This window comes from Methylophaga sp. OBS1, assembly GCF_026319365.1.
The window spans coordinates 138532-162966 of sequence record NZ_JAPDMS010000005.1 but is presented as its reverse complement, the minus strand read 5'-3'; the positions used below and the strand labels follow the sequence as shown (position 1 = coordinate 162966).

The 24435-nt window shown below is 51.7% G+C and carries 25 protein-coding genes; 22 read left to right on the top strand and 3 right to left on the bottom strand.

Features of this window, described 5'->3' with window-relative positions; genetic code table 11:
* Positions 1 to 11 precede the first annotated feature (11 nt).
* The 4 genes from OMQ46_RS14365 (at position 12) to OMQ46_RS14350 (ending at position 2910) form a co-directional block, all read left to right on the top strand.
* Positions 12 to 653 carry a hypothetical protein gene (locus OMQ46_RS14365; protein WP_266237985.1) on the top strand — a complete coding sequence of 214 codons (642 nt, stop codon included), beginning with the start codon at positions 12 to 14 and terminating at the stop codon, positions 651 to 653.
* Positions 654 to 695: 42 nt separating this feature from the next.
* Complete coding sequence (locus OMQ46_RS14360; RefSeq protein ID WP_266237983.1) at positions 696 to 1247, top strand: DUF4145 domain-containing protein; 552 nt, start codon at positions 696 to 698, stop codon at positions 1245 to 1247.
* A 778-nt stretch (positions 1248 to 2025) separates the two neighbouring features.
* On the top strand, positions 2026 to 2292 hold the full coding sequence (locus OMQ46_RS14355; RefSeq protein ID WP_266237982.1) for a DksA/TraR family C4-type zinc finger protein: 267 nt from the start codon (positions 2026 to 2028) through the stop codon (positions 2290 to 2292).
* Positions 2293 to 2493: 201 nt separating this feature from the next.
* Positions 2494 to 2910, top strand: coding sequence for a hypothetical protein (locus OMQ46_RS14350; protein WP_266237980.1), 417 nt, complete (start codon positions 2494 to 2496; stop codon positions 2908 to 2910).
* Between the two features lie 50 nt (positions 2911 to 2960).
* On the opposite strand, the gene prlC is transcribed toward OMQ46_RS14350, so the two are convergent.
* Entirely contained in the window at positions 2961 to 5000 is a 2040-nt protein-coding gene (gene prlC / locus OMQ46_RS14345) for an oligopeptidase A (RefSeq protein ID WP_266237978.1), read from the bottom strand.
* 141 nt (positions 5001 to 5141) lie between these two features.
* Here prlC and OMQ46_RS14340 point away from each other — a divergent pair, with 141 nt between their 5' ends.
* The 10 genes from OMQ46_RS14340 (at position 5142) to OMQ46_RS14295 (ending at position 15298) form a co-directional block, all read left to right on the top strand.
* Positions 5142 to 5936, top strand: coding sequence for a UDP-2,3-diacylglucosamine diphosphatase (locus OMQ46_RS14340; protein ID WP_266237976.1), 795 nt, complete (start codon positions 5142 to 5144; stop codon positions 5934 to 5936).
* Between the two features lie 14 nt (positions 5937 to 5950).
* Positions 5951 to 6994, top strand: a complete 1044-nt coding sequence (locus OMQ46_RS14335; RefSeq protein WP_266237973.1) for a glycosyltransferase family 4 protein — start codon at positions 5951 to 5953, stop codon at positions 6992 to 6994.
* A gap of 129 nt (positions 6995 to 7123) precedes the next feature.
* Complete coding sequence (locus tag OMQ46_RS14330; protein WP_266237971.1) at positions 7124 to 7855, top strand: VacJ family lipoprotein; 732 nt, start codon at positions 7124 to 7126, stop codon at positions 7853 to 7855.
* Between the two features lie 99 nt (positions 7856 to 7954).
* Positions 7955 to 8941 (top strand): calcium/sodium antiporter, encoded by a 987-nt coding sequence (locus OMQ46_RS14325; RefSeq protein WP_266237970.1) that lies wholly within the window; start codon positions 7955 to 7957, stop codon positions 8939 to 8941.
* A complete protein-coding gene (locus OMQ46_RS14320) occupies positions 8941 to 9918 on the top strand; it encodes a KpsF/GutQ family sugar-phosphate isomerase (protein WP_266237968.1) in 978 nt (325 codons plus the stop codon). Before OMQ46_RS14325 ends, OMQ46_RS14320 begins: the two co-directional genes overlap by 1 nt.
* Positions 9919 to 9929: 11 nt before the next feature.
* Entirely contained in the window at positions 9930 to 10451 is a 522-nt protein-coding gene (gene kdsC / locus OMQ46_RS14315; protein WP_266237967.1) for a 3-deoxy-manno-octulosonate-8-phosphatase KdsC, read from the top strand.
* A complete protein-coding gene (gene lptC / locus OMQ46_RS14310; RefSeq protein ID WP_266237965.1) occupies positions 10435 to 11004 on the top strand; it encodes an LPS export ABC transporter periplasmic protein LptC in 570 nt (189 codons plus the stop codon). Before kdsC ends, lptC begins: the two co-directional genes overlap by 17 nt.
* On the top strand, positions 10985 to 11812 hold the full coding sequence (gene lptA, locus OMQ46_RS14305) for a lipopolysaccharide transport periplasmic protein LptA (RefSeq protein WP_266237963.1): 828 nt from the start codon (positions 10985 to 10987) through the stop codon (positions 11810 to 11812). Before lptC ends, lptA begins: the two co-directional genes overlap by 20 nt.
* Before the next feature lie 6 nt (positions 11813 to 11818).
* Positions 11819 to 12550 (top strand): LPS export ABC transporter ATP-binding protein, encoded by a 732-nt coding sequence (lptB, locus tag OMQ46_RS14300; protein ID WP_416234848.1) that lies wholly within the window; start codon positions 11819 to 11821, stop codon positions 12548 to 12550.
* A 63-nt stretch (positions 12551 to 12613) separates the two neighbouring features.
* Positions 12614 to 15298 carry an ABC transporter substrate-binding protein gene (locus tag OMQ46_RS14295; protein ID WP_266237958.1) on the top strand — a complete coding sequence of 895 codons (2685 nt, stop codon included), beginning with the start codon at positions 12614 to 12616 and terminating at the stop codon, positions 15296 to 15298.
* On the opposite strand, the gene OMQ46_RS14290 is transcribed toward OMQ46_RS14295, so the two are convergent.
* The gene (locus OMQ46_RS14290) at positions 15295 to 16122 is read right to left on the bottom strand and encodes a peptidoglycan DD-metalloendopeptidase family protein (RefSeq protein ID WP_266237956.1); all 828 of its coding nucleotides are present in this window, start codon (positions 16120 to 16122) and stop codon (positions 15295 to 15297) included. The genes OMQ46_RS14295 and OMQ46_RS14290 overlap by 4 nt on opposite strands.
* Positions 16106 to 17614, bottom strand: a complete 1509-nt coding sequence (gene xseA, locus OMQ46_RS14285; RefSeq protein WP_266237954.1) for an exodeoxyribonuclease VII large subunit — start codon at positions 17612 to 17614, stop codon at positions 16106 to 16108. Before xseA ends, OMQ46_RS14290 begins: the two co-directional genes overlap by 17 nt.
* 63 nt (positions 17615 to 17677) lie before the next feature.
* Between xseA and guaB the strand changes: the two genes are divergently transcribed.
* The 8 genes from guaB to OMQ46_RS14245 all read left to right on the top strand — a co-directional run bounded on the left by guaB (position 17678) and on the right by OMQ46_RS14245 (position 24406).
* Positions 17678 to 19141, top strand: coding sequence for an IMP dehydrogenase (guaB, locus tag OMQ46_RS14280; RefSeq protein ID WP_266237952.1), 1464 nt, complete (start codon positions 17678 to 17680; stop codon positions 19139 to 19141).
* Between the two features lie 64 nt (positions 19142 to 19205).
* The gene (gene guaA / locus OMQ46_RS14275) at positions 19206 to 20783 is read left to right on the top strand and encodes a glutamine-hydrolyzing GMP synthase (RefSeq protein WP_266237949.1); all 1578 of its coding nucleotides are present in this window, start codon (positions 19206 to 19208) and stop codon (positions 20781 to 20783) included.
* Positions 20774 to 21049 carry an acylphosphatase gene (locus tag OMQ46_RS14270; RefSeq protein ID WP_266237947.1) on the top strand — a complete coding sequence of 92 codons (276 nt, stop codon included), beginning with the start codon at positions 20774 to 20776 and terminating at the stop codon, positions 21047 to 21049. The genes guaA and OMQ46_RS14270 overlap by 10 nt, the downstream gene beginning before the upstream one ends.
* 245 nt (positions 21050 to 21294) lie before the next feature.
* A complete protein-coding gene (locus OMQ46_RS14265) occupies positions 21295 to 21726 on the top strand; it encodes a DUF6524 family protein (protein WP_266237945.1) in 432 nt (143 codons plus the stop codon).
* Positions 21727 to 21741: 15 nt separating this feature from the next.
* Positions 21742 to 23064 (top strand): MFS transporter, encoded by a 1323-nt coding sequence (locus OMQ46_RS14260; protein WP_266237944.1) that lies wholly within the window; start codon positions 21742 to 21744, stop codon positions 23062 to 23064.
* Between the two features lie 46 nt (positions 23065 to 23110).
* A complete protein-coding gene (locus OMQ46_RS14255) occupies positions 23111 to 23518 on the top strand; it encodes a DoxX family protein (RefSeq protein ID WP_266237941.1) in 408 nt (135 codons plus the stop codon).
* A 69-nt stretch (positions 23519 to 23587) separates the two neighbouring features.
* Positions 23588 to 23920: a YnfA family protein gene (locus OMQ46_RS14250; RefSeq protein WP_266237939.1), complete on the top strand. Its 333-nt coding sequence runs from the start codon at positions 23588 to 23590 to the stop codon at positions 23918 to 23920.
* A gap of 177 nt (positions 23921 to 24097) precedes the next feature.
* A complete protein-coding gene (locus tag OMQ46_RS14245; RefSeq protein ID WP_266237937.1) occupies positions 24098 to 24406 on the top strand; it encodes a DUF3144 domain-containing protein in 309 nt (102 codons plus the stop codon).
* Positions 24407 to 24435: the final 29 nt, after the last annotated feature.

Here is a 24435-nt window from a genome sequence, read left to right as displayed (position 1 = left end):
TGGAGGACTTCATGCCAATCAAATGGAAGAAACGAAGTGGACTCAACCCTCAAGCCATATTAGATAAAATTGAGAGTATTAAATCAGTTAACAAAGAGGGGCGAGTTTCTTACTCTGGATTTGAATACCATGAGGCGTTTGCCTCATTATTCTCAATGCTTGAGATTCCCCAAGCTATATCCAATGAACTCAATATAGACTCTCTCGTGTCAAGAGGTTTGGGGAAAGCGGCATCAGAAGGGATTTTGACTCTTGATAGTGTTGCGAAATCATTGAATGCAGTGGCAAACGCTGAACTATCAACTAAACAGATTGAATACCGTCTACTCACATCCTTGTCATTATCTGCCCCACTACCTTTCAAAAAAATTGATCTTGATGGATCAAAAATCAGGTTTATCGGGGAGCAATACCCTAAGAAATACTCATCAAGGGATATTATTATTCAAAAAAACAGAACTAAAACATACTCTGAACATCCCGGTTACAGAAAGGTTATCGTGTCTGCCAAAGCAAAATCTTTTCAAGCAGCAGCATCAAAAGCTCTGAACGCTCTCGATATCTCAAGGGCTATTCTGTCTATGTTCTCAAACTCAGGGATGGAATTAATGGGCGATCCATACTCGCCAATTAATAAAATAAGGTTAGGTTAAGCCCACACTCTTCATCTTAAATCAGGGAATCACGCTACTGAAATGTTCTGGTACGAACCAAATTTTCAGGAGACGATGCCTTTTCACCATAACAAACCAGATCAACTAGAAAAGAATTTTAAATTTTGTTTAGAAAAGCTATCTAGCTCTCCATACCATCTTGTGATTAAGGATGCACTCCTGAGATATGTTAGAGCTCTAGATGAAAATGACCCAAATACAGCTGCCATTAGAATATGGGGTGCTATGGAAACTTTGGCATCCCCCAATGAAGCGCGGTATGACAGAATTATTAAACGCTGTTCGTTCCTTTTTGATGAAGAAGAGTATCACCGCCAGTTGCTTGAACATTTAAGAGAATTTCGTAATAGAACTGTCCATTCAGGAGACCAAAGTGAAAAAGCCAAAACATTTTGCTTTCAACTACAATTTTATTTCCGACAGTTAATACTCTTTCACCTAGGCAATGCATCCCACTTCGACTCACTTGATGAAGCAAACGACTTCCTAGACTTACCTGCGGACAGCAAGTCTCTCTTATCAAAACAGAAACAAATATTGAAAGCCCTGGAATTCCGAGGCATAAAGCTCTAAAAGCCCATGAACCAGTGGGTAATTCACTTTTCATTGGTTGTGAATTATTCAATTCACAAGTTCATTTTTTGCGTGGCCAAAAAACGAACCAAAAAAGGCCAGACCCATGCTTGCCCTGCGGGTTCCCCCTGCGCTTCTCGATGTGACTGGGTGCTCGCGAACTCGCTGCGCTCAAACATGCGCTCGCACTGATCCAGTCACCTCAGCGATGCTCGGCGGCGCAAAAGGGCGGAATCACCCTCACCCCACCCCTCTCCCTTCGAGGGAGAGGGGGCAACTACTATCCCTGCCTACAGGGTTAGCCCCTTATCCCCCGTTTGTGCTGGCGAGGAATAACATTGATTCAGGTCTGAGGGCGGCTAGTGTCTGAGCGTAGCGAGTTTTAGCCGACCGCCTGAATCAATGTTGTGACGAGTGGAGCCGCAGGCCAGCACATTGGGGCGCCCTTGGGTTGTTAGGGATTTGGGCGCGCAAATCCCTGACTCGCCAACAAGGCGAAACTTTGGCTTGGGGAAAGCCACGGTTTCTTTTAATTCCTAATGAATTTTTGGACAAACAAAATAAATGCCCCCCCCCGCGGCAGCGTACCAGCTTTGACCAAAAACTAAGCTCAGAGAGATTGCCACGGCCTACCGGCCTCGCAATGACAGAAAGTCAGTTGGGCTTCGTACCTCAGCCCAACCTACGAACAATAATTAACCACCTTGAGAAGTTTGATCCCAATCCCCACTATTACAATATAATGAAACTATTATGAATCAGTCATTTGGAGGTTGTTATGGCTGGAGGATGGTCCCGAGACGGGGCAGTACAGGATCAAATTGATGCCAGTGTGGAAGACGCGGTCAGCGCCGTGCGTGGGCGACTGCCCAAGGGCGAAAGCCTGAAGTACTGTGAAGAATGTGAAGAAGCGATTCCGGAAGCGCGCCGTGAGGCGATTCCCGGGGTGCGTCTGTGCGTGCAGTGTCAGGAAGAAGTCGATAAGGAAAACAAAGCCGCGGGCCTGTTTAACCGCCGTGGCAGTAAAGACAGCCAGCTTCGCTGAATCAGTCTGAATTTTGAAAAAGGGCACAACTTGCCCTTTTTTATTATCTGCGTTTTCTGTCAGACTCTGGTTTGAATCTCGGTGTTGGCATCATTCTAATTGATGCATCAATCGTTCACAGTAAATTGATTCCCAACGCCTTATGTTTCAGTAGCAATACCCCGGTGATGTTATCGGGGCTCCAACACGAAAGGATATGCAATGAAAAAACTATTATTACTCCTGCCTTTTGTTTTCACCGCTCAGCAAGCCCTGGCTATGGATGCCCAGGTAGAAGAAAACTACAAAAAGCACTACAGCGAGCAGATGAAACCTTTGGTCGTGAAAAAACTCAGCAGTGACAGACCGGACATGACTGCTAAGGCCATTCGTAGTGAAGCTGATGCCTATGTCACCAAAATGGCTGAATGTCAGATCAAAGGTCTGAGTAACCTGCCTAATGAATATCGTGATCAGGCGATTGTGCCGGTGGCTGAAGGCGGTGATGTCGCCAATACTACCCGTGCTTTGAATCAGAAACTGAAAGAAGATATTGATGCCGGTCTGGTGACTAAAGACGATGTGATGGTGATGATTCAGACCGCACAGGAAAGCGTACAAATCTGCATGAATTCATAATCCCGCTTTCTGCATGCACATAAAAAAAGGGCCTTTCGGCCCTTTTTTGTTTAAGCGGCAATCCCGGAATGCCTGAGTAAGGCATCAATCTCGGGCTCACGGCCACGGAACTCGATGAACAGTTCCATCGGTTCCTTGGAACCGCCCTGTTCCAGAATGGAGGACAGGAATTCCAGACCGGTCTTGCGATCGAAAATGCCGTTTTCCTCAAACTTGGAGAAGGCATCGGCAGACAAGACTTCCGCCCATTTATAGCTGTAGTAACCAGCCGCATAGCCACCGGCAAAAATATGCGCGAAGCTGTGAGCGAAACGGTTGAATTTAGGTGGTTTTACGACCGTAATCTGATCCCGCACTTCAGCCAGGATCTTTTCGACCTGATTAGACTCGTTGGGATCGAATTCCAGGTGCAGACGGAAATCAAACAGCGAGAATTCCAGTTGTCTCAGCATCATCATTGCTGACTGGAAGTTACGCGCCGCGATCATTTTCTGATACAGCGCTTCTGGCAGCGGTTCGTCTGTTTCGTAGTGGCCGGCAATCAGATCCAGTGCCTCACGCTCCCAGCACCAGTTTTCCATAAACTGGCTGGGCAGTTCGACTGCATCCCAGGCGACGCCGTTAATACCGGAGACACCCGAATAATCAATCTTGGTTAGCATATGATGCAGACCATGACCGAACTCATGGAACAGGGTGGTCACTTCATCGTGGGTGAACAGCGCCGGTTTGCCACCGACCGGTTCCGAGAAATTACAGGTCAGGAAAGCGACCGGGGTCTGGATGCCACCGGCGGTTTTACGGCGCACCAGGCATTCATCCATCCAGGCGCCACCACGTTTGTGCTGGCGTGCATAGAGATCCAGATAGAACTGACCCCGCAGTTCACCGCTGGCCTCACGAATTTCAAAGAAACGGACATCGTTATGCCAGATGTCGACGTCTTTACGTTCGGTAATGTCCAGCCCGTAAAGCTTGTTCACCACCGCGAACAGGCCATTAACGACTTTGTCTTCCGGGAAATACGGTTTGAGTTCTTCCTGGGAAATGGCGTAACGCTGCTGACGCAGTTGCTCAGCAAAATACGTGACATCCCAGGCTTCCAGATCGTCCATGCCCGCGGTTTCTTTGGCGTAGGCCTTGAGCGCTTCAAACTCTTTTTCAGCAATCGGCTTGCTGCGGCCAGCCAGATCATTCAGAAACTCCAGCACCTGCTCCGGGCTCTGAGCCATCTTTGTGGCCAGAGAACGTTCAGCATGATTATTAAAGCCCAGTAGTTGGGCCAGTTCATGACGCAGTTTCAGAATCTCAGCCATGACGTCAGTGTTGTCCCACTTACCGGCATTGGGGCCCTGGTCAGAGGCTTTGGTCGCAAACGCGGTATACATTTCTTCGCGCAGTTCCCGGTTGTCTGCATAGGACATCACCGGCATGTAAGAGGGAAAGTCGAGGGTAAAGACCCAGCCTTCGAGACCGTCACGCTTGGCAAACTGCTCTGCCATCGCCACGGTAGAAGGTGGCAGGCCTGAAAGCATGGCTTCATCAGTTATATGCTTTTTCCAGGCGTGGGTCGCATCAAGCAGGTTTTCTTCAAATTTGGCGCTAAGCTCAGTCAGCTTCTGCGTGATCTTTTTATATTGATCGCGTTGTGCCGGTGGCAGTTCGACGCCGGACAGGCGGAAGTCACGAATCGCATTATCAATCACTTTTTTCTGCGCGGTATCAAGCTGTTTGTAGGCGTCGCTTTCTGCCAGTGTCTTATAGGCGCGGTAGAGGTCTTCATTCTGCCCCAGTTCGGTACCGAACTCGCTCAGCATTGGCAGACAGGCATTGTAGGCCTTGCGCAGTTCATCGGAATTGACCACCGAGTTCATATGGCTGACCGGTGACCAGACATGGTCAATGCTGGCTTCGATTTCTTCCATCGGTTCCACCAGCGTTTCCCAGGTCGGCTCGGAAATCTGCGTCAGCAGCGTGTTGACTGCCTCTCTGGCTTTGTCGATAGCCTGCGTCACAGCCGGTTCAACGTGTTCCGGTTTGATTTTGGAAAACGGCGGTAAGGTGTAATCGTCTAGTAATGGATTGCTCATAATTCTCTCTGATCCGGTGTAAGCCCTGAGTATACGACAGCCGCCCTGACGGTCTTACGTCACGATACTGCAATAAAAGGTTAATCAGGCTGAAATATTAATTAGTTAGTGTGCGCTCAAGATAAAAGGTAGGGGCACATTATGCAAAAACAAGTCAGTCAGAAAGAAAAGATAAAAGTTCGCAGCGTCTGGATATCCGATATTCACCTGGGATTCCGTGGTTGCAGCGCCGATTTCCTGCTCGATTTTCTGCATAAAGTGGAATGTGACTATCTTTACCTCGTCGGCGACATTATCGACGTCTGGGAAATGAAAAAGAAAATGTTCTGGCCCCAGGCCCATAACAACGTGATTCGTACCCTGCTGGGTAAAGCCAAGCACAACACCAAGGTCATCTATGTGCCGGGCAATCATGACGAAATGCTGCGTGATTATGACGGGGCCGTGTTTGGCAACGTCGAGATTCAAAATGAAGTCATTCACACCACTGCCGATAACCGTAAATTACTGATCCTGCATGGTGACCAGTTCGATAGCGTGGTGAAAATCTCGCCACTACTTGCCAAAGTTGGAAGCAGACTTTATGAATGGCTGCTACGTGCTAACCGTTATGTGAATCTGGTGCGCCGAAAACTGGGCTTTTCTTACTGGTCACTGGCGGCGTTTCTCAAGCACAAAGTCAAAAATGCCGTGCAATACATCAGCAACTTTGAAGAAGCGGTGGCGCATGAAGCCGCACGCCAGGGCGTTGACGGCGTAGTATGTGGTCACATTCACCGTGCCGAAATTGCCCGTCATCACAATGTTGATTACTACAATTGCGGTGACTGGGTCGAGAGCTGCACCGCACTGGTCGAACACCCTAACGGTGAAATGGAAATTCTTTACTGGACCGATCTGGTGGAACAACCACAAGCGCTGGTGCAGGCAGCATAGGTCAGACAATCTCAATGAAAATAGTGATAGTAACCGACGCCTGGACACCCCAGGTCAACGGGGTAGTGCGGACTTTAAAACAGACCCGCAAATGTCTGGAGCAACTGGGTCATGAAGTCCACTTTATTACTCCTGAATTGTTTAAAACCATTCCCTGCCCGAGCTATCCGAGTATACCGCTTGCTCTGTTTCCCGGTCGTAAAGTGGCTCAGTTACTTAACGAGCATCACGCCAATGCTGTGCATATCGCGACAGAAGGCCCACTGGGCATGGCTGCCAGACGCTGGTGTCTGCGTAACAAATTTCAGTTCACCACCTCTTACCACACCCAGTTTCCTGAATATGTCAGGTTGCGCGCACCGATTCCGCTGAGCTGGACCTATGCCTGGCTACGTCGTTTTCATGGTAAAGCCGTGCACACACTGGTTCCGACCGAGTCACAACGCCAGCGGTTGCTGGAGCGTGGCTTTGACAATGTTGAAGTCTGGGGCCGCGGCGTTGATACCGACATTTTCACACCGAACACCCCACAGCCACTGGACCTACCCAGACCCATCATGCTGAATATGGGCCGTGTCGCGGTGGAAAAGAATATTCAGGCCTTTCTGGATCTGGATTTGCCCGGCAGTAAGGTGGTGGTCGGTGATGGCCCGGATCTGGAACAGCTACGCCAGGATTATCCCGAGGTCATGTTCACCGGCGCCAAATTCGGTAGAGAACTGGCCAGCTATGTGGCAGCGGCCGATGTCTTTGTTTTCCCCAGTCGTACGGACACATTCGGCCTGGTGTTACTGGAAGCCATGGCCTGCGGCGTACCGGTCGCGGCCTATCCGGTGACGGGGCCCGCTGATGTGGTGAAAGACAGTGTCACCGGTAGTCTGAGTGAGAATCTTGAAGAAGCCGTTAAAAAAGCCCTGGTGCTGGATTCGCAGGCTTGTATCGACTTTGCCAGACAAAACAGCTGGCTTGCCTGCAGCGAAGTCTTTGCCGGATATATGTACGACAATACTGAGAACCCCGAGTGGCATGGTCACAGGCATTCAGCCAAGGGAAGCTGATGGCTGTTGCGTTTATACAACATATTTATCCTGCTGTTTGCCGAAATTACAACACAATCTCTTGATCGGCCCTGAGTGGCATGAGATTATTTGCCAGTCAAATAAGAAAAAACAGGGATAAAGATTTCAATGACACATCTCCGTACCGTTTTCAGATTGGGTATCGCCGTCATGGTTCTGTTCATGACCGGTTGTGCCACCACTAACCAAAGCGCAAGCGCCGGCGACCCACTGGAAGGCTACAACCGCGCCATGTATAAATTTAACGACGCCGTCGATACCGCCGTGCTCAAACCGGTTGCCCGGGGCTACGACGCAGTCGTGCCAGACCCCATCAGCCAGGGCGTCAGCAACTTCTTCAGCAACCTGAATGACATCACGGTCATCATCAACGATCTGTTCCAGGGCAAGTTTTACCAGGCCTACCGTGACACGCATCGTTTCGTGCTGAACACCACGGTAGGCGTAGCAGGTATTTTTGACGTCGCCAGCCTGAGTGGCTTCACCAAGAATAATGAAGACTTCGGTCAAACCCTGGGTGTCTGGGGTGCAGAGCCCGGTGCTTATGTGGTTCTCCCCTTCTTCGGCCCCCGCAATGTACGCGATACCTTCGGTTTGATTGGCGATATGTTTACCGATCCTGTGATGTATGTGGAAGGTGATGATGCGCGTATTGCGCTGGTCGGCACCCGCGTCGTCGACACCCGTGCCAATCTGCTGAAAGCGGAAAAAGTGCTGGATCAGGCCGCTACCGATGAATACAGCTATGTTCGTGATGCTTATATGTCTCGCCGGCAATATCTGGTGTTTGACGGTAATCCACCAATGAATGACGAGTTCGATGTCTTCGAAGACGACTGACACGACAATCACGGATTGAGACTCTATAATAAAGAGCCGGGTTTTGACCCGGCTTTTTTATGTTTCAAATAAACCGGATTCAGACAGTCACGGAGCATTATGACCAGCATTCTATTTATTCTCGCCATCGTCGCCGGTTTCGCAGTGCTGATTTGGGGCGCAGATCGCTTTATCGACGGCGCCGCCAATCTGGCCAGTAACCTGGGCGTTTCTCCTCTGATTGTCGGTGTCACTATTGTCGGCTTTGGTACCTCCGCCCCGGAAATGCTGGTCTCAGCACTGGCTGCATTCGACGGCGTACCATCCATGGGTATTGGTAACGCGGTCGGATCCAATATCACCAATGTTGGTCTGGTGCTGGCAGTCACCACCCTGATCACGCCTCTGGTGGTCAACTCTTCGACTTTACGCAGAGAATTTCCAGTACTGGCCATTGTTATGCTGGTGACATTGGTGATGATTACGGACGGCGTGCTCAGCCGCGTTGATGGCAGTATTCTGTTTGCCGGCTTTGTTTTGACTATCGCAGCGATGGGCTGGATGGCCTATAAAGGCCTCGGTACGGGTGACCCACTGGAAGCCGAATTTGCCGAGGAATATGCCGAACCTAACATGTCGACCGGCAAAGCCAGCGGGTATTTTGTGATTGGCCTCGCTTCACTGCTAATCGGCTCCAAGTCCCTGGTCTGGGGTGCCAGTGGTATCGCCACGATGCTCGGTGTCAGTGATTTGATTATCGGCCTGACTATTGTGGCTATCGGCACCAGCCTGCCGGAACTGGCCGCCTGTGTCGTTTCCGCGCTGAAAAATGAACATGACATCGCAGTCGGTAATATCCTGGGCTCCAATATTTTCAACCTGCTGGCGGTCCTTGCGATGCCAGGCCTGATTGCACCGACGGCAGTCGACCCGATGCTGCTCTACCGTGACTTCCCATTCATGATCGGTCTCGCGCTTGGCCTTTTCCTGTTTGCCTGTTACTGTTCTGAGGGTCGTATAGGCCGGGTCGCCGGGGTATTGATGTTGATGGTCTATATTGGCTATAACAGCCTTCTTGCTTACCAGAATATGCCTGGACTCAGTTAATGCAAATCAATCACGATAAGCTCAGAGAACTTGCCTGTGCGGTCATCGACACCGAGCTGGCTGCCGTGGCGGCTTTGCGCGATCGTATCAACGACGATTTCATCAAAGCCTGTGATTTTATGCTGGACTGTAGCGGCCGGATTGTCGTCATTGGGATGGGAAAATCAGGTCACATCGGTAGCAAGATTGCCGCCACACTGGCCAGTACCGGCACACCAGCATTTTTTGTTCATCCCGGCGAGGCCAGCCACGGCGATCTCGGCATGATCACCGATAAAGACGTGGTACTGGCCCTGTCCAACTCCGGTGAAACCGGTGAAATTCTGACGATCCTGCCGTTGATTAAACGACGCCATGTGCCGTTGATTGCGATGACCGGCAGGCCCGACTCAACACTGGCGCAATGTGCCAGCGCCCATTTGGATGTAAGTGTTGAACGTGAAGCCTGTCCGCTCGGCCTGGCGCCAACTTCCAGCACCACCGCCGCCCTGGTAATGGGCGATGCACTTGCCATCGCTCTACTGGAAGCCCGGGGGTTCACGGCTGAAGATTTTGCCATGTCACATCCGGGCGGTTTGCTGGGTCGACGACTCCTGTTGCATGTCAGTGATATCATGCATACCGGCTCGGCAATCCCCACCATCAGCGAATCGGCATTAATCAGTGAAGCTTTGATTGAAATGTCGGCCAAAGGCCTGGGTATGACTGCAGTGACCAACGACAGCAAGCAAGTCGTGGGGATATTTACAGATGGTGATCTACGGCGTGTTCTGGCACAGGAAGTGAACATACATACTGAACCGCTGTCTGCTTTCATGACTCGTGGCTGCAAAACCGGTAAGCCGGATATGCTCGCCGCAGAGGCACTGGAACTGATGCAACGTTTCAAAATAAACGCCCTAATCATTCTGAATGAACAACAACAACTGGCCGGCGCTATCAATATGCATGATTTGCTGCGTGCCGGTGTGGTCTAACAGGAAAAGTAATGCAGGATATTCTGGAAAAAGCGAAGAAAATCAAATTGGTCGTTTTTGATGTCGATGGTGTTTTAACCGACGGCCGAATTATCATCGGCGATGATGGCCAGGAATATAAAGCCTTTAACACCCGGGATGGGCATGGTATGAAGCTGCTTCAGCTGACCGGCGTGGAAATCGCCATTATCAGCGGCCGTACTTCAAAAACCGTTGAGCACCGGATGAATGGTCTCGGTATCAATCATGTATTTCAGGGCAAACGCGTCAAGCTCCCCGTATTCGAACAATTGATTGAAGAACTGGGCCTGCAACCCGAAGAATGCGCCTATGTGGGTGATGACTGGGTGGACTTGTCAATCATGAGTCGGGTCGGGCTTGCTGTCGCGGTGCAGGATGCTGACAACCTCGTCAAAAAACATGCACACTGGATCACCCCCTCCAATGGCGGCCATGGTGCTGCCCGCGAAGTGTGTGAACTGATTATGGAAGGACAGGGTAACCTGCAGGATCAAATTGAACGCCATTTTTAACCTGCCCCTATACGCTCGACTGGGCCTGTTATTGATCACAGGCTTCAGTCTGTGGCTGATTTTTCACGACAACAGTCAGCCATCGCAACAAAGCACTGAGATCCGTCGAACCAGTGACTACGCCATGACTGACTTCACTATGACGATTATGGACATTAATGGTGAGCCGGCTCGAATAGTCAAAGGCGATGAAATGGCGCATTTTCCGCATGATGATTCCACCGAGATCATCCAGCCGATCACTGAGTTTCTGGAACCGGGTCAGGACACATGGGTGGTCAGCTCCAGACATGGCCATACGCAGGGCGATGCGGAAACGATACTGCTGACCGGAAATGTTATTATCAGCAACAAGGATGATCCCGCTTTTGAAATGCGTACTGAGAGACTGACACTGAATACGCAAGACAACACGGCTTATACTGAGGAGCCAGTGACCATTCATTCACCGCAGGGGGTGACCGATGCTGTTGGTCTGCATGCTGCACTGGATGATGAAACAATCAACCTGCATTCGAGGGTAAAAGGACAATATGATGCGCCCGCTAATTAATCTGCTTGCGATTGCCATGCTAATGCCTGCAATGGCTTTGGCTCTGCCCAGTGACCGTGAGAAACCTATCAGTATTGAGGCTGACCACGCCCAGCTGGATGATCGTGAAGGCGTCACACAATACAAGGGCGATGCCATTCTGACCCAGGGCACGCTGCGCATTACCGGCGATATCATTACCTTCTTTTACGATGAAAACAAACAGCTCACCAAGGCCGTCGCTGAAGGCAAGCGCGCCACCTACCAGCAGGTGCACAAGCCCGGCGAAAACCCGGTCAAGGCTAAAGCACTGAAAATGGAATATTATGCCGACCGTCAGAAAATCTATCTGATCGGCGACGGTTATGTTTGGCAGAACGGTGATGAATTTACCGGCAATTACATCGAGTACGATATTGAGCGTAATGTGGTCAGTGCTAACTCCCGCCCCGTGACCGTAGACGGCGAAACTCAGAAAAAAGGCCGGGTCCATATCATCATCCAGCCACAAAATACCCGTAAACCGGCTCAATCAGACGACAAAACTGCACCCACACCCCAACAGTCTGCGCCGGCAGCAGAATCTGAAGGCGGCAATGACACGCAGAGCAAAAATCAAGCTGTCGAGCCCAAGGCCTATCCGACGGCGATGACAACAAGCCGTCTGAATGTCCGCACCGGTCCCGGCACCCAGTATCAGAAACTGGGCACGCTGACAGAGTCGATGGAAGTCATCGTGCTGACCCGTCAGACCAACTGGGCTCAGGTTCGCGGTACCATCAATGGTGAAGTCGTGATCGGTTGGGTCAACAGCCGCTATCTGCAATAATCCCGGCTGAATATGAGTATTTTATCCGCGCAGCAGTTGGCGAAGCGTTACGGTGATCGTCAGGTCGTTAAAGACATCTCTCTGGATGTAAAAAGTGGTGAGATTGTTGGTTTGCTGGGCCCCAACGGGGCCGGTAAAACCACCAGCTTCTATATGATCGTGGGTCTGGTCCCGGTTGATCACGGCTTTATTTTTCTGGATCAATACGATCTCACTGATTATCCGATTCATGACCGGGCACGCCTGGGCATCGGTTATCTGCCACAGGAAGCGTCCGTATTCCGTAAGCTCAGTGTTGAGGATAACCTTTACGCCATCCTCGAAACCCGCAATGAACTGAGCGCAGCACAACGAAACGATCTGCTGGAAAGACTGCTGCAGGACTTTCATATCGACCACATCCGCAAATCCAGGGGCATGTCTCTGTCAGGCGGTGAGCGCCGGCGGGTGGAAATCGCCCGGGCGCTGGCCATGGACCCGCAATTCATCCTGCTCGATGAACCCTTTGCCGGTGTTGATCCGATTTCGGTGCTGGATATTCAGGGCATTATCAAAGCACTGGCTGAGCGGGGCATTGGCATTTTAATCACTGACCACAATGTCCGTGAAACGCTCAATGTCTGTCAGCGCGCCTACATCTTCAATGAAGGCGAAGTCATTGCCCGCGGCACACCTGAGGAAATTCTTAAGAACAAGAAGGTACTGAGCGTTTATCTCGGCCGCGACTTCAGGATGTAAATAAGCTGGCGTTATCAACGGCTGTTCAGCTAAGATGCAATTTGACCTGATGCGCCGCTATATATGAGTCTACGATACTTATTCAATTTTTTGATTCTGCTCATTTTGAGCCAGGTTCATGGTGCATCAGCGAATGAACAGGCACAACATGACGTTACCATCCAACTCCACTGGCAGCATCAGTTTCAGTTTGCCGGACTCTATGCAGCAAAAGAGAAAGGTTATTTTCAGCAGGCCGGTCTCAATGTCGATATTAAGACGGGGTTTTCCCACCCTTATGATAAGGTTGAGTCCGGTGAGGCTGAATTCGGTCTGTCCGGGACCGGCATTGTCGTAGAGTATTTGAAAGGGCGTCCTCTGGTAGCGTTGGGCGCCACTTTTCAGAATAGTCCTTATGTCTGGCTGGTCAAAGGCGATTCGGGCATATATTCAGCCCAGGACTTTATCGGCAAAACGCTGACCCGCCAATCCTATGCCGATGATCTGGCAGCCATTTTCCTGAAAGAAGACATCGACATCAACCAGATTAACTTTGTGCCGCCCAAGTCGACGGATATTGAGGATTTGATTGCTGGCCGGGTCGATGGTTTGACTGCTTATATCTCAAACGAACCCTTCAGGCTGGCGCAGGAGCAGGTACCGTATCGAACCATCGCACCCAAAGACTACGGAATCAGTTTTTACAGCGATATTCTGTTCACCTCCCAGGACTATCTGAAAAATCATCCCCAGCAGGTCGCAGCTTTTCACGAGGCGATGTATCAGGGCTGGCGCTATGCCGCAGAGCATCCTCAGGAAATTATTGACCTGATTCTGGAGAAATATAACCCCCAGCATAAAAGCCGGACGCATCTTCAGTTTGAAGCTGACCAGCTAATCAAGCTCAGTCTCTATCCCACCGTCGAGTTCGGGCATATGACCCAGAGCCGTTGGCAGAAAATCGCTGAAATCTATCAGGAACTGGGCCTTTATGACACCGTCGGTGATCTGGATGACTTTCTCTACCAGGAAGCGAATGGCAGAGACTGGCCTTTTCTGCTCAGCCTGGGTTTTATTGGTTTGGTCTTACTTGGACTGATCAGTCTGCTGCTGAAAAGGCATCATGATAAACGCCTGGACAGGACTATTCACGACTACACGCAGGAACTGAAACAGGAACTGAGAAAACGGGAAGAACTGGAAGCCGAAGCACGTCATGAGAGTCTCCGCCTCCAAACCTTGCTGGATAACACTATCGACAGTGTGATCACCATCAATCACCTCGGTATTATCGAAAACTACAACAAGGCCTCCATCGCACTCTACGGTTATCAGCCGGAAGAAGTCATCGGACAGAATATCACCATGCTGATGCCCGCCCATTACCGGGATATGCACAAGTTGGGGATGTCACGTTTTCTCTCAACTGAACAAAGCCGAATCCTGGGTAAACCCGTTGAAGTCGAGGCGCAGCACAAAAGTGGTAAAGCTTTCCCGATTGAACTCACCATCAGCGACTTTCAATGGCAGGGAGAATATCTTTTTACCGGCATTGCCCGCGATATCAGCAAACAGAAAGCGGAACAACAGGCATTAATTGAAGCCAAACAAACCGCTGAGCGTGCTAATAATGCCAAGTCTGAATTTCTCTCGGCGATGAGCCACGAACTGCGGACACCATTGAATGGCATACTCGGTTTTGCCCAGTTACTGTTAAGTGACAAAGAGCAGGCGCTGAGCAAACAACAAATCAGAAATGTGCGGCAGATCATCTACAGCGGTGAGCATTTGCTGACCCTGATTAACGACGTTCTCGAATTATCCAAGATTGAGGCCGGAAACATAAAAACATCCAGTGATCATGTCCTCATCTCCAATGTCTTTGAAGAATGTTTGCCGATGCTACAGACACTGGCAAAACAATATGATGTCGATGTCGACCTGCTCGACAATAACGATTGTGTCGTCGTTGCTGATTTCACCAAGCTCAAGCAAGTCTTTATTAACCTGGTTACCAATGCCATTAAATACAATAAAGCAGGCGGAAAAGTCCTGATCAGTTCCAGTGTTCAAACTAACAGCAGCACGCTGAAAATGACGGTCACGGATACCGGCCAGGGTATTGCACAGGACAGACAACCCTATGTATTCACGGCCTTTGAGCGCTTGGGTCAGGAGTATGCCAACATTGAGGGCAGCGGCGTCGGTCTCAGTGTCAGCAAACGACTGATAGAAGCGATGGGCGGTAGTATTGATTTTGCCAGCACCGAAGGCCAGGGAAGCAGCTTTTGGATTGAATTGCCTCTCTCATCGCGGCAGGGGGATACTGCCGTCGCCTCGAGGATGCTGGGGGCTGCAGAAGACAGCTCGATACAGGATCGTCGCGGTGACAACGAGCACAAGAAACAGCGCCGACATGTCATTTACATCGAAGACAATCCGGCCAATATCCGTCTTATTGAGGTCTTTTTCTCACGTTACGACCATATCTCTCTACATACCTGTGAAAGTGCCGAAGCGGGTCTGGTATTACTCGAAACACTGATACCTGATCTCATGCTGCTGGATATCAACCTGCCCGGAATGAGTGGGATTGAACTGCGTCAGGTGATGTTGGAAACCCCGGGGTTGGCCGATATTCCCGTGATTGCGCTGACCGCTGCCGCGATGCAGGAGAATATCGACGCGGCCGAGGGGCTGTTCAAAGCCTACATTACCAAACCCGTCGATTTCGGATTACTGACCCGGACTTTACAGGCTTATCTTTAGGGCCCTGTCTGCGGGAAAAACAGTCGAGGCTCTACCCGCTCGTCATTGAGGCTGACGCCAAAATGGAGATGTGGCCCGGTAACCCGGCCGGTCGCCCCCACCAGACCAATCACCTCGCCCTGCTGGACTGTTTGCCCGTCTTTCACATCGATCCGGCTTAAATGGCAGAACATCGTGACCAGCCCCTGACCGTGATCGATAAACACGCTATTGCCGTTAAAGAAATAATCACCGGTACCCCGGATAATGCCGCCGGCTGGCGCCTGAATCGGCGTGCCGGTGGCAGCGGCGATATCCATGCCGCTATGCGGTTTTCTGGGCTCACCGTTAAATACGCGGCGACGTCCGAACAAACCACTGACTTCCCCTTTCAGCGGCCAGATAAAATTAAACGGCACCTCATTGTTGTCGGTCCAGTGCTGCAGGGCCGCATCTATGCGGGCACTCTCGCGGTTTATTCTTTCCATATCGTATTGATTTGGATTGACCTTGCGCTTGTCCTTAATCGTAATATGCTGGGTCGGGTACTGCTTGTCCTCAATCGTGAAAAGCAAGGTTTTGTCTTTGCCGTTCTGACTGACTGAAATTTGATGTGTGCCCGCTTTGGCTTCCAGCGGCACACCGATCACCGCCTGCCAGAGACCGTTTTCAGCCGCGACCAGTACCGGTTTATTCTCAAATCGGACCTCAGGCCGGGTGGTGGTTGCCGGTGCCAGTGGTAAAATCACTACCCCGCCCGGCACGGCTGATTCCTGTGGCAAGGCAACGGCCAGCAGCGGCAGGCAAAGGCTCAATAACAGCAGAATTTTACTGTTTCCCGGCACTTTTTACCTCGCAGTCAATCTCGCCCTGATGCAGCTTGATCCTTAGCGCGTCGCCCGGTTTGACCTGCTCACTGCGGGTAATGACTTCCTCACTGTCGGCAAAGCGGGTAATACTGTAACCCCGTTCCAGTGTGTTAAGCGGACTCACCGCCGCCAGGGTCCGCATATGTTGTGTCAGCATGGCTTCAGCTGAAGTCAGCTGCCCCTGGATCAATTTATCGAGCTGGCGCTTGAGCCCGGAGACATGCTGCTGCTGTGCCGCCACCTGCTGTAATGGCAGCTGCCGCCTGAGCCTGGACTGCAAGGTGCTAACCCACTGTTCAGCCTGTTTTTGCTGTGCTCTAAATGCTGTCTGCAGTCGATGCAACAGATTATTAAGCCGGGCATGCTGACTATCAATCTGGGCCTGCGGATGTTTCAGTCTGGCCGCGAGATAATCAACTCGTTGTGCCCGATTCTGCTGCTGCCGCAACCAGGCCACATCCAGCATACGTTTGAATTGATTCAAACTCTGAGTTTGCTGGCGAATCTGCAAATCCGGCCTCGGCAGACGCCGCTGCAAATGCAGCAGATGTCGCTGCTCCCCGGCCAACCATTGCTGGATACGGGCAGTGAGTCGCTGCATCAGGTTGTTCACGGTCGCCAGTAATTGCTTGGCGTCAGGTACGGCCATTTCTGCCGCGGCTGATGGCGTGGGCGCACGTACATCGGCCACAAAATCAGCGATGGTAAAGTCGACCTCATGTCCCACTGCGGAAATAACCGGCAATTCACAATCATAAATCGCCCGTGCCAACTGTTCGTCGTTGAAACTCCACAGATCTTCCAGTGAACCACCACCGCGACTGATGATCAGCAGATCACAGTCTCTGCGGCTATCAGCCAGTTTGACCGCCTCCACCAGTTGCCTTGCCGACATCTCGCCCTGCACAGCGACCGGATAAAGAATTACATCCACCGCCGGGAAGCGGCGTTTGAGCACGCTGAGAATATCGTGAACAGCAGCGCCATCCGGCGAGGAAATAATACCGATGGTGGCGGGCATGGCAGGAATCGGTTTTTTATGTGCTTCATCGAACAGCCCTTCCTGTCCCAGCCGTTGCTTCAGCGCTTCATAGGCCCGTTGCAAAGCGCCACTGCCGGCCTCTTCCATATGCTCGACCACCAGCTGAAATTCGCCGCGGCCCTCGTAGAGCGTGACCCGAACCCGCAACAGCACCTGCATGCCGTTCTCAGGCGTAAAACGCAGTTGCCGGTTTCGATTGCGGAACATCGCGCAGCGAACCTGCGCAACTTCATCTTTCAGTGTGAAATAGATATGCCCCGAGCCGGGCATGGCCAGATTGGATATCTCACCCTCGACCCAGATAAGTGGAAAAGAGCCTTCCAGCAGCATGCGGGCTTCGCGAACGATCCGCGAGACCGGATAAACCTCTTTGACGGCCCGGTTAGCCAGTGTGCCTTGTTGATCGGATGTATTTTGTGATGCCATTGGCACTGATTTTCCTGATATAATTGCAGGATCATATTACAGCTAATTTCAGGAACAAGCCCGATGAGAATTGCTCAAGAAGCTCTGACGTTTGATGACGTTTTGCTGGTCCCGGCCTATTCAAACGTTCTGCCGCGTGATGTCAATCTGGCGACAAAATTGACCCGGGATATCACCATCAACATCCCGTTGCTGTCTGCAGCGATGGATACTGTCACCGAAGGCCGTCTGGCCATTGCCATGGCGCAGGAAGGCGGCTTGGGTATTCTGCACAAAAACATGACCATCGAGCAACAGGCCGAAGAAGTTCGCAAGGTTAAAAAATTCGAAAGCGGTGTGGTTCGCGACCCGATTACCGTCAGCCCCAACACGACTGTTGGTGAAGTGGTTGACCTGACCCGTACTCACAACATCTCCGGTGTCCCGGTCGTTGATGGCGGCGATCTGGTTGGTATCGTCACCAGCCGCGACCTGCGGTTTGAAACCCACTACGACAACCCGGTGTCTTCCATCATGACCAAGAAAGACAAACTGGTCACCGTCAAGGAAGATGCTTCCCGCGAAGAAGTGCTGAACCTGCTGCACACCAACCGCATCGAGAAAGTGCTGGTGGTGGATGATAACTTCCACCTGACCGGCATGATCACGGTCAAGGATATCCAGAAACAGACCGACAACCCCCTCGCCTCCAAAGACGATCAGGAACGCCTGCGTGTCGGTGCCGCAGTCGGTATCGGCAGTGAGAGCCAGGCCCGTGTTGAAGCACTGGCGGCAGCCGGCGTCGATGTGATTGTGGTTGATACTGCTCACGGTCACTCCCAGGGCGTACTGGATCAGGTCAAATGGGTGAAGCAGAACTTCCCGCAGGTTCAGGTTATCGGCGGTAATATCGCCACCGCAGAAGCGGCGCTGGCACTGGTTGAAGCCGGCGCGGATGCGGTCAAAGTCGGTATCGGCCCCGGTTCCATCTGTACCACCCGTATCGTCGCCGGTGTCGGTGTCCCGCAAATCAGCGCCATCAGTAATGTGGCTGCTGCACTGGAAGGTACTGGTGTGCCACTGATTGCCGATGGCGGTATCCGCTTTTCAGGTGACATCGCCAAAGCACTGGTTGCCGGTGCTCACAGCATCATGATTGGCGGCATGTTCGCCGGTACCGAAGAAGCGCCGGGTGAGGTCGAGTTGTATCAGGGCCGTGCTTACAAATCCTACCGCGGTATGGGCTCGCTGGGTGCCATGTCACAGAAACAGGGCTCCAGTGACCGTTACTTCCAGGAATCCAACGAGGCTGACAAGCTGGTGCCGGAAGGCATCGAAGGCCGCGTGCCATTTAAAGGCAGCCTCGGCGCCGTCGTGCACCAACTGGTTGGTGGTATCCGTGCCAGCATGGGTTACACCGGTTCGGCAACCATCGAGGAAATGCGCACCAAACCGCAATTCGTCAAAGTTACCGCAGCCGGAATGAGCGAAAGCCACGTGCATGACGTGACGATTATCAAAGAAGCCCCGAACTACCGTCTTAACTAAGCCTGAAAACCACTGCGCCGCTTCCCTGGCGCAGTGTTTTTTTATTTGATTTGAAGAGATCTCAATGACCAGCAATATTCACGATCACCGCATTCTGATTCTGGACTTCGGCTCCCAGTACACCCAGCTCATCGCCCGCCGTATTCGTGAAGCCGGCGTTTACTGTGAGCTGCGTAACCCGGAAATCACCGAAGCTGAGATTCGTGAATTCAATCCCAAAGGCATCATTCTCTCCGGTGGTCCCGATTCCACCATCGGTGAAGCGGCACCCAGTGCCCCGCACTGTGTCTTCGAAATGGGCCTGCCGGTGCTTGGCATCTGCTACGGCATGCAGACCATGGCGGCACAGTTAGGCGGCAAAGTTGAGTCTTCCGCACACCGTGAATTCGGTTATGCCCAGATCCGTGCCCGGGATCACTCCCTGTTCCTGCGTGATATTGAAGATCACACCACCGAAGAAGGCTGGGGCATGCTGGATGTCTGGATGAGTCACGGTGACCGTGTAGCGGAACTGCCTGAAGGTTTCAAAGTCATCGCCAGCACCGACAGTGCCCCGATTGCCGGTATGGCCGATGAAAGCCGTCACTTCTATGGTGTGCAGTTCCACCCGGAAGTCACCCATACCACCCAGGGACAGCGCATGATCGAGCGTTTCCTGGTGGAAATATGTGACTGCGAAACGCTGTGGACCGCAGCCAATATCATCGATGATCACATCAGCGCCATTCGTGAACAGGTCGGTGAGGATGAAGTGTTGCTGGGTCTGTCCGGTGGTGTCGATTCCTCGGTTGTCGCGGCCCTGCTGCACAAGGCGATTGGCGATCAACTGACCTGCGTGTTTGTGGATAACGGTCTGCTGCGTGAGCATGAAGGCGACCAGGTCATGGCGATGTTCGCCAAGCATATGGGGATTCGTGTCATTCGTGCCGATGCCGAAGATCGCTTCCTCAGCAAACTGGCCAGTGTTGATGATCCGGAACAGAAACGCAAAATTATCGGTAATACCTTCGTCGAAGTCTTTGATGAAGAAGCGGCCAAGTTACCTAAAGTGAAATGGCTGGCCCAGGGCACCATCTACCCTGATGTCATCGAGTCGGCTGCGTCCAAAACAGGCAAAGCCCACGTCATCAAAACCCACCACAACGTCGGTGGCCTACCTGAGGAAATGAACCTCAAGCTGATTGAACCGCTGCGCGAACTGTTCAAGGACGAAGTCCGTAAACTCGGTGTCGAGTTGGGACTGCCCAGCGATATGGTTTACCGTCACCCCTTCCCGGGGCCGGGTCTGGGCGTGCGTATTCTGGGTGAAGTTAAAAAAGAGTATGCCGATCTGCTGCGTAAAGCCGATCATATCTTTATTGAAGAACTGCGCCGGCATGATCTTTACGACAAAACCAGCCAGGCCTTTGCCGTTTTCCTGCCGGTTAAATCGGTGGGCGTCATGGGCGATGGCCGTCGTTATGACTATGTGGTCTCGTTGCGCGCCGTCGAAACCATCGATTTCATGACCGCCCGCTGGGCCAACCTGCCATATGATTTTCTGGATCTGGTGTCACGTCGTATCATCAACGAAACAGCGGGAATCTCCCGGGTTGTCTACGATATCTCCGGTAAACCACCTGCCACGATTGAATGGGAATAAAACGTTACCATTTGCTTATCAGCGGCCGTGTGCAAGGTGTCAGTTACCGTATGTCGGCCTGGGAAAAGGCGCAACAACTGAACCTGACAGGCTGGGTACGCAACCTCAGTGATGGCCGAGTCGAGATGATGATTGAGGGTAACACTGCAAGCCTTGATCAAATGATCGACTGGGCGGGTCATGGTCCCCGTTTTGCCGATGTCACCCACATTGATATTACGGAACAAAACCACACCGGCGAGTTCGCCGATTTCGACATTCAATAGACTCTGACCCTACGGCCCGCCGTCAGCCAGAGGTCAACCTCGTCAGACACCGCTCTGCGCCGATCTTCACCACTGACTCATCCACCAGATCAGTGCAGCCACACTCGGTGAATTCAAAAGTTGCAGCGCAGTTGTCTTTACTGTTGTCTTTACTGGATAACAAAACACATCCCCCTGTCTACAGTTTGCTAAAACAGACACAAAAGCTATGATGTCTCCACAATAGAAAAATAAAGGGACAGATCATGGCTCGGCAGTTTAATTCCCAGGGTTTTATGTGGCGTTTTATCTTTGCGCTGGTACTGGTTTACCTGACTTATAACCCCACCGGCTTGAGTTACTACCACTGGGCCAAAGATGCCTTTTTCGGTGATGGCACCTTCATGACCCCACCTTTTGCCATGGTCTCGGTGGTGCTGCTGATCGGCTGGACAATTTATCTGCGTGCCACCTTCCGCTCACTGGGCGGTTTCGGCCTGCTACTGGCGATTGCTTTTTTCGCCATTATTATCTGGTGGCTGGTGGATCTCGGGCTGCTGGGTATTCAGAATGTCTCCGTGTTCAGTTATATCGTCCTGTTCCTGCTGGCTGCAGTGCTGGCGGTAGGCATGAGCTGGTCGCATATCCGCCGTCGTCTCTCCGGTCAGGCGGATATGGATGATGTCGATGAGAACTAGCCTGTTCAACGGCACATGAGCACAGCACCCAAGGCTGAATCACTCAGCGACAGCGCTGCCAGAACGGCTTACGATCTGCTTACGGCTGAGGATGATGGTCGTGTCTGTCGAGATATTCCAGAGCAGCTCTGTGACGAACAGCCACGTAATTTCAGCACGCATGTTGTCTCGCTGGCACTGACTAAGACGGCCGATGCGCTACTCAATCCCAAGTTGATTCTGAGTTGGATCCTCACCACGCTTGGCGCCTCACAATTTGTCGGATTGCTGGTACCGATAAGAGAAGCCGGCGCACTGCTGCCGCAACTGTTTATTGCCGACCGGATTCGAAATATGCCACTGCGAAAGTATGCCTGGGCCGTCGGCAGCGCTCTGCAGGGTCTGTGTGCAGGCGGTATCGCAATGGCGGCCATGTTACTGGAAGGCGACGCACTGGGCTGGACTATCATCAGCCTGCTGACGCTGCTCGCCTTATCCAGAAGCATCTGCTCGGTGTCCTATAAAGATGTATTGGGCAAAACGGTGGGTAAATCCCGGCGTGGCACAGCGACCGGTTCCGCGGCCACCGTCGCCGCGGCGATGACTATCGCTTATGCCGTGCTCATCGCCTCGGGCCTGTTCGACAAAATCAATATTGTGATTATTGGCCTGATTTTCGCCACCTTCTTCTGGCTGACAGCAGGCTTTCTGTTCTCGACGCTGAAAGAAACTGCCGGTGCCACCGAAGGCGGTGCCAACCCGGTCAGCATGGCCAGAGAAAACCTGCGCTATCTTATCGATGACCGGGAATTGAGACTGTTTATCATCACCCGTTCCCTGCTGCTTTCAACGGCACTGGCACCGCCTTTTATGCTGGCACTGAAAGCAGAATCGATGCAGGAAAGTCTCCATGGACTGGGCTGGCTGTTGTTAGCTTCATCCTTGGCGAGCCTGCTGAGTAGCTACGTTTGGGGGCGCCTGTCAGATCGCTCCAGCCGCAAAGTGTTATTACTCGCCGGGTTGGGCGGCGGTGTTTCACTGACCTTGACTGTGATTGCCTCACAGCAGAATTGGTTGAGTCTGCCCTGGCTTTTGCCTTTTTTATTATTTAGTCTGATGATTGCCTATGGTGGTGTGCGGCTGGGACGCTCTGTCCATCTGGTCGATATTGCCGATCAGGATAAAAGAGCGATTTACACGGCCCTGTCCAATACCATCATCGGCATTATTCTTTTGCTGACTAGCCTGTTCAGCATTATTGCCAGCCTTTATGGTGAAGCTTTTGTGTTGGCGATGTTCGCGTTGATGAGCTTTGCGTCGATGACGTCGGCTTATCTTATGCGTGAAGCACAGGCATAAAATCAATACCAATAATAAAACCCAACCCACGTACAAGGAGACAACAATGGATAACTTCCTTACCGCCTGGAGACCTCGTGTTCTGAGTCTTGTCCGCATTATTTCGGCGTTTCTGTTTATGGCCCATGGCACCCAGAAAATGTTCGGCTTTCCGGCCGAGCAGCGCTACCCGTTTGAGCTGTTTTCACTCTCCGGCGCAGCCGGCGTGCTGGAAGTCGTCGGTGGCTTTTTGCTGTTGATTGGCCTGTTTACGCGTCCGGTGGCCTTTATTCTATCGGGCCAGATGGCTGTCGCTTATTTTCTGGTACACGCACCACAGGGTTTCTGGCCGCTGAACAATGGCGGTGAGTTGGCCACGATGTTCAGCTTTGTATTCCTGTATTTTGTATTTGCCGGCCCCGGCTGCTGGAGCGTCGATTCTCTGTGCAAAAATAAACGCCATCAATCTCTGTAAATTTTAAAAGCTGCGGCCAGTTCCTGATCCCACTGGCCGCAGCCAATCACACAGTCAAATAAGCTCTGAATGGAAATTTTCCGCGTTTTTGTCCTGTTTATTCTGACCGCACTGGCAGAAATCATTGGTTGTTATTTGCCCTACCTCTGGCTGAAACAGGGCTATTCCGCCTGGCTATTAATCCCGGCAGCGATCAGCCTTGCTCTGTTTGCCTGGCTGTTGACCCTGCACCCGCATGCCGCTGGTCGGGTTTATGCCGCTTATGGCGGTGTTTATGTCAGCGTAGCCTTGATCTGGTTATGGGCTGTCGACGGGATTCGTCCCAGCCTGACAGACTGGTTGGGCGTGACGGTGGTGCTGACGGGCATGCTGATCATCATGCTCGGCCCCAAACAAATATGAGCCTCTACAGCCTTCGTTCTCCTTCCTGAGCGAATCAAGTCGACTTAGTTAATGCGATATATTCCCGGCAATAATCATGCGGGATTCATTAACGCCGCTCAAGGCCACTGTTATAAGCTGGAAAGTTCGTATTGAGTTCACCTCAATAATCTTTAAATGACTCGAGAAACAATGATTATGGCTGATAGAGATCCCCGTTTTTTTGACCGTGCAGATGCCTTTATCCGAACCGCCAATGACCAGATTGAGGACGGCGCTGAAGCAGGACAGGTCAGTGCCTCGTTTATGTATGGTCTTGCCCGATACAGTGCCTGGTTCAGTGCTTCAGGGTGGAAATCAGGCGCAGACATGGCCAGCGCGAAAGCAGAAACGCTGGAATTTTTCGTTAATGAATATCGAAAAATGCTGGCGCTGAACCTGGATGACTACATCAATAATTTCGACAACTACATTGACGCTTCTCAAGAAATGAAGAATCACTCATAAAACTTAGCCAGATCAGGAAAAGTACGCTA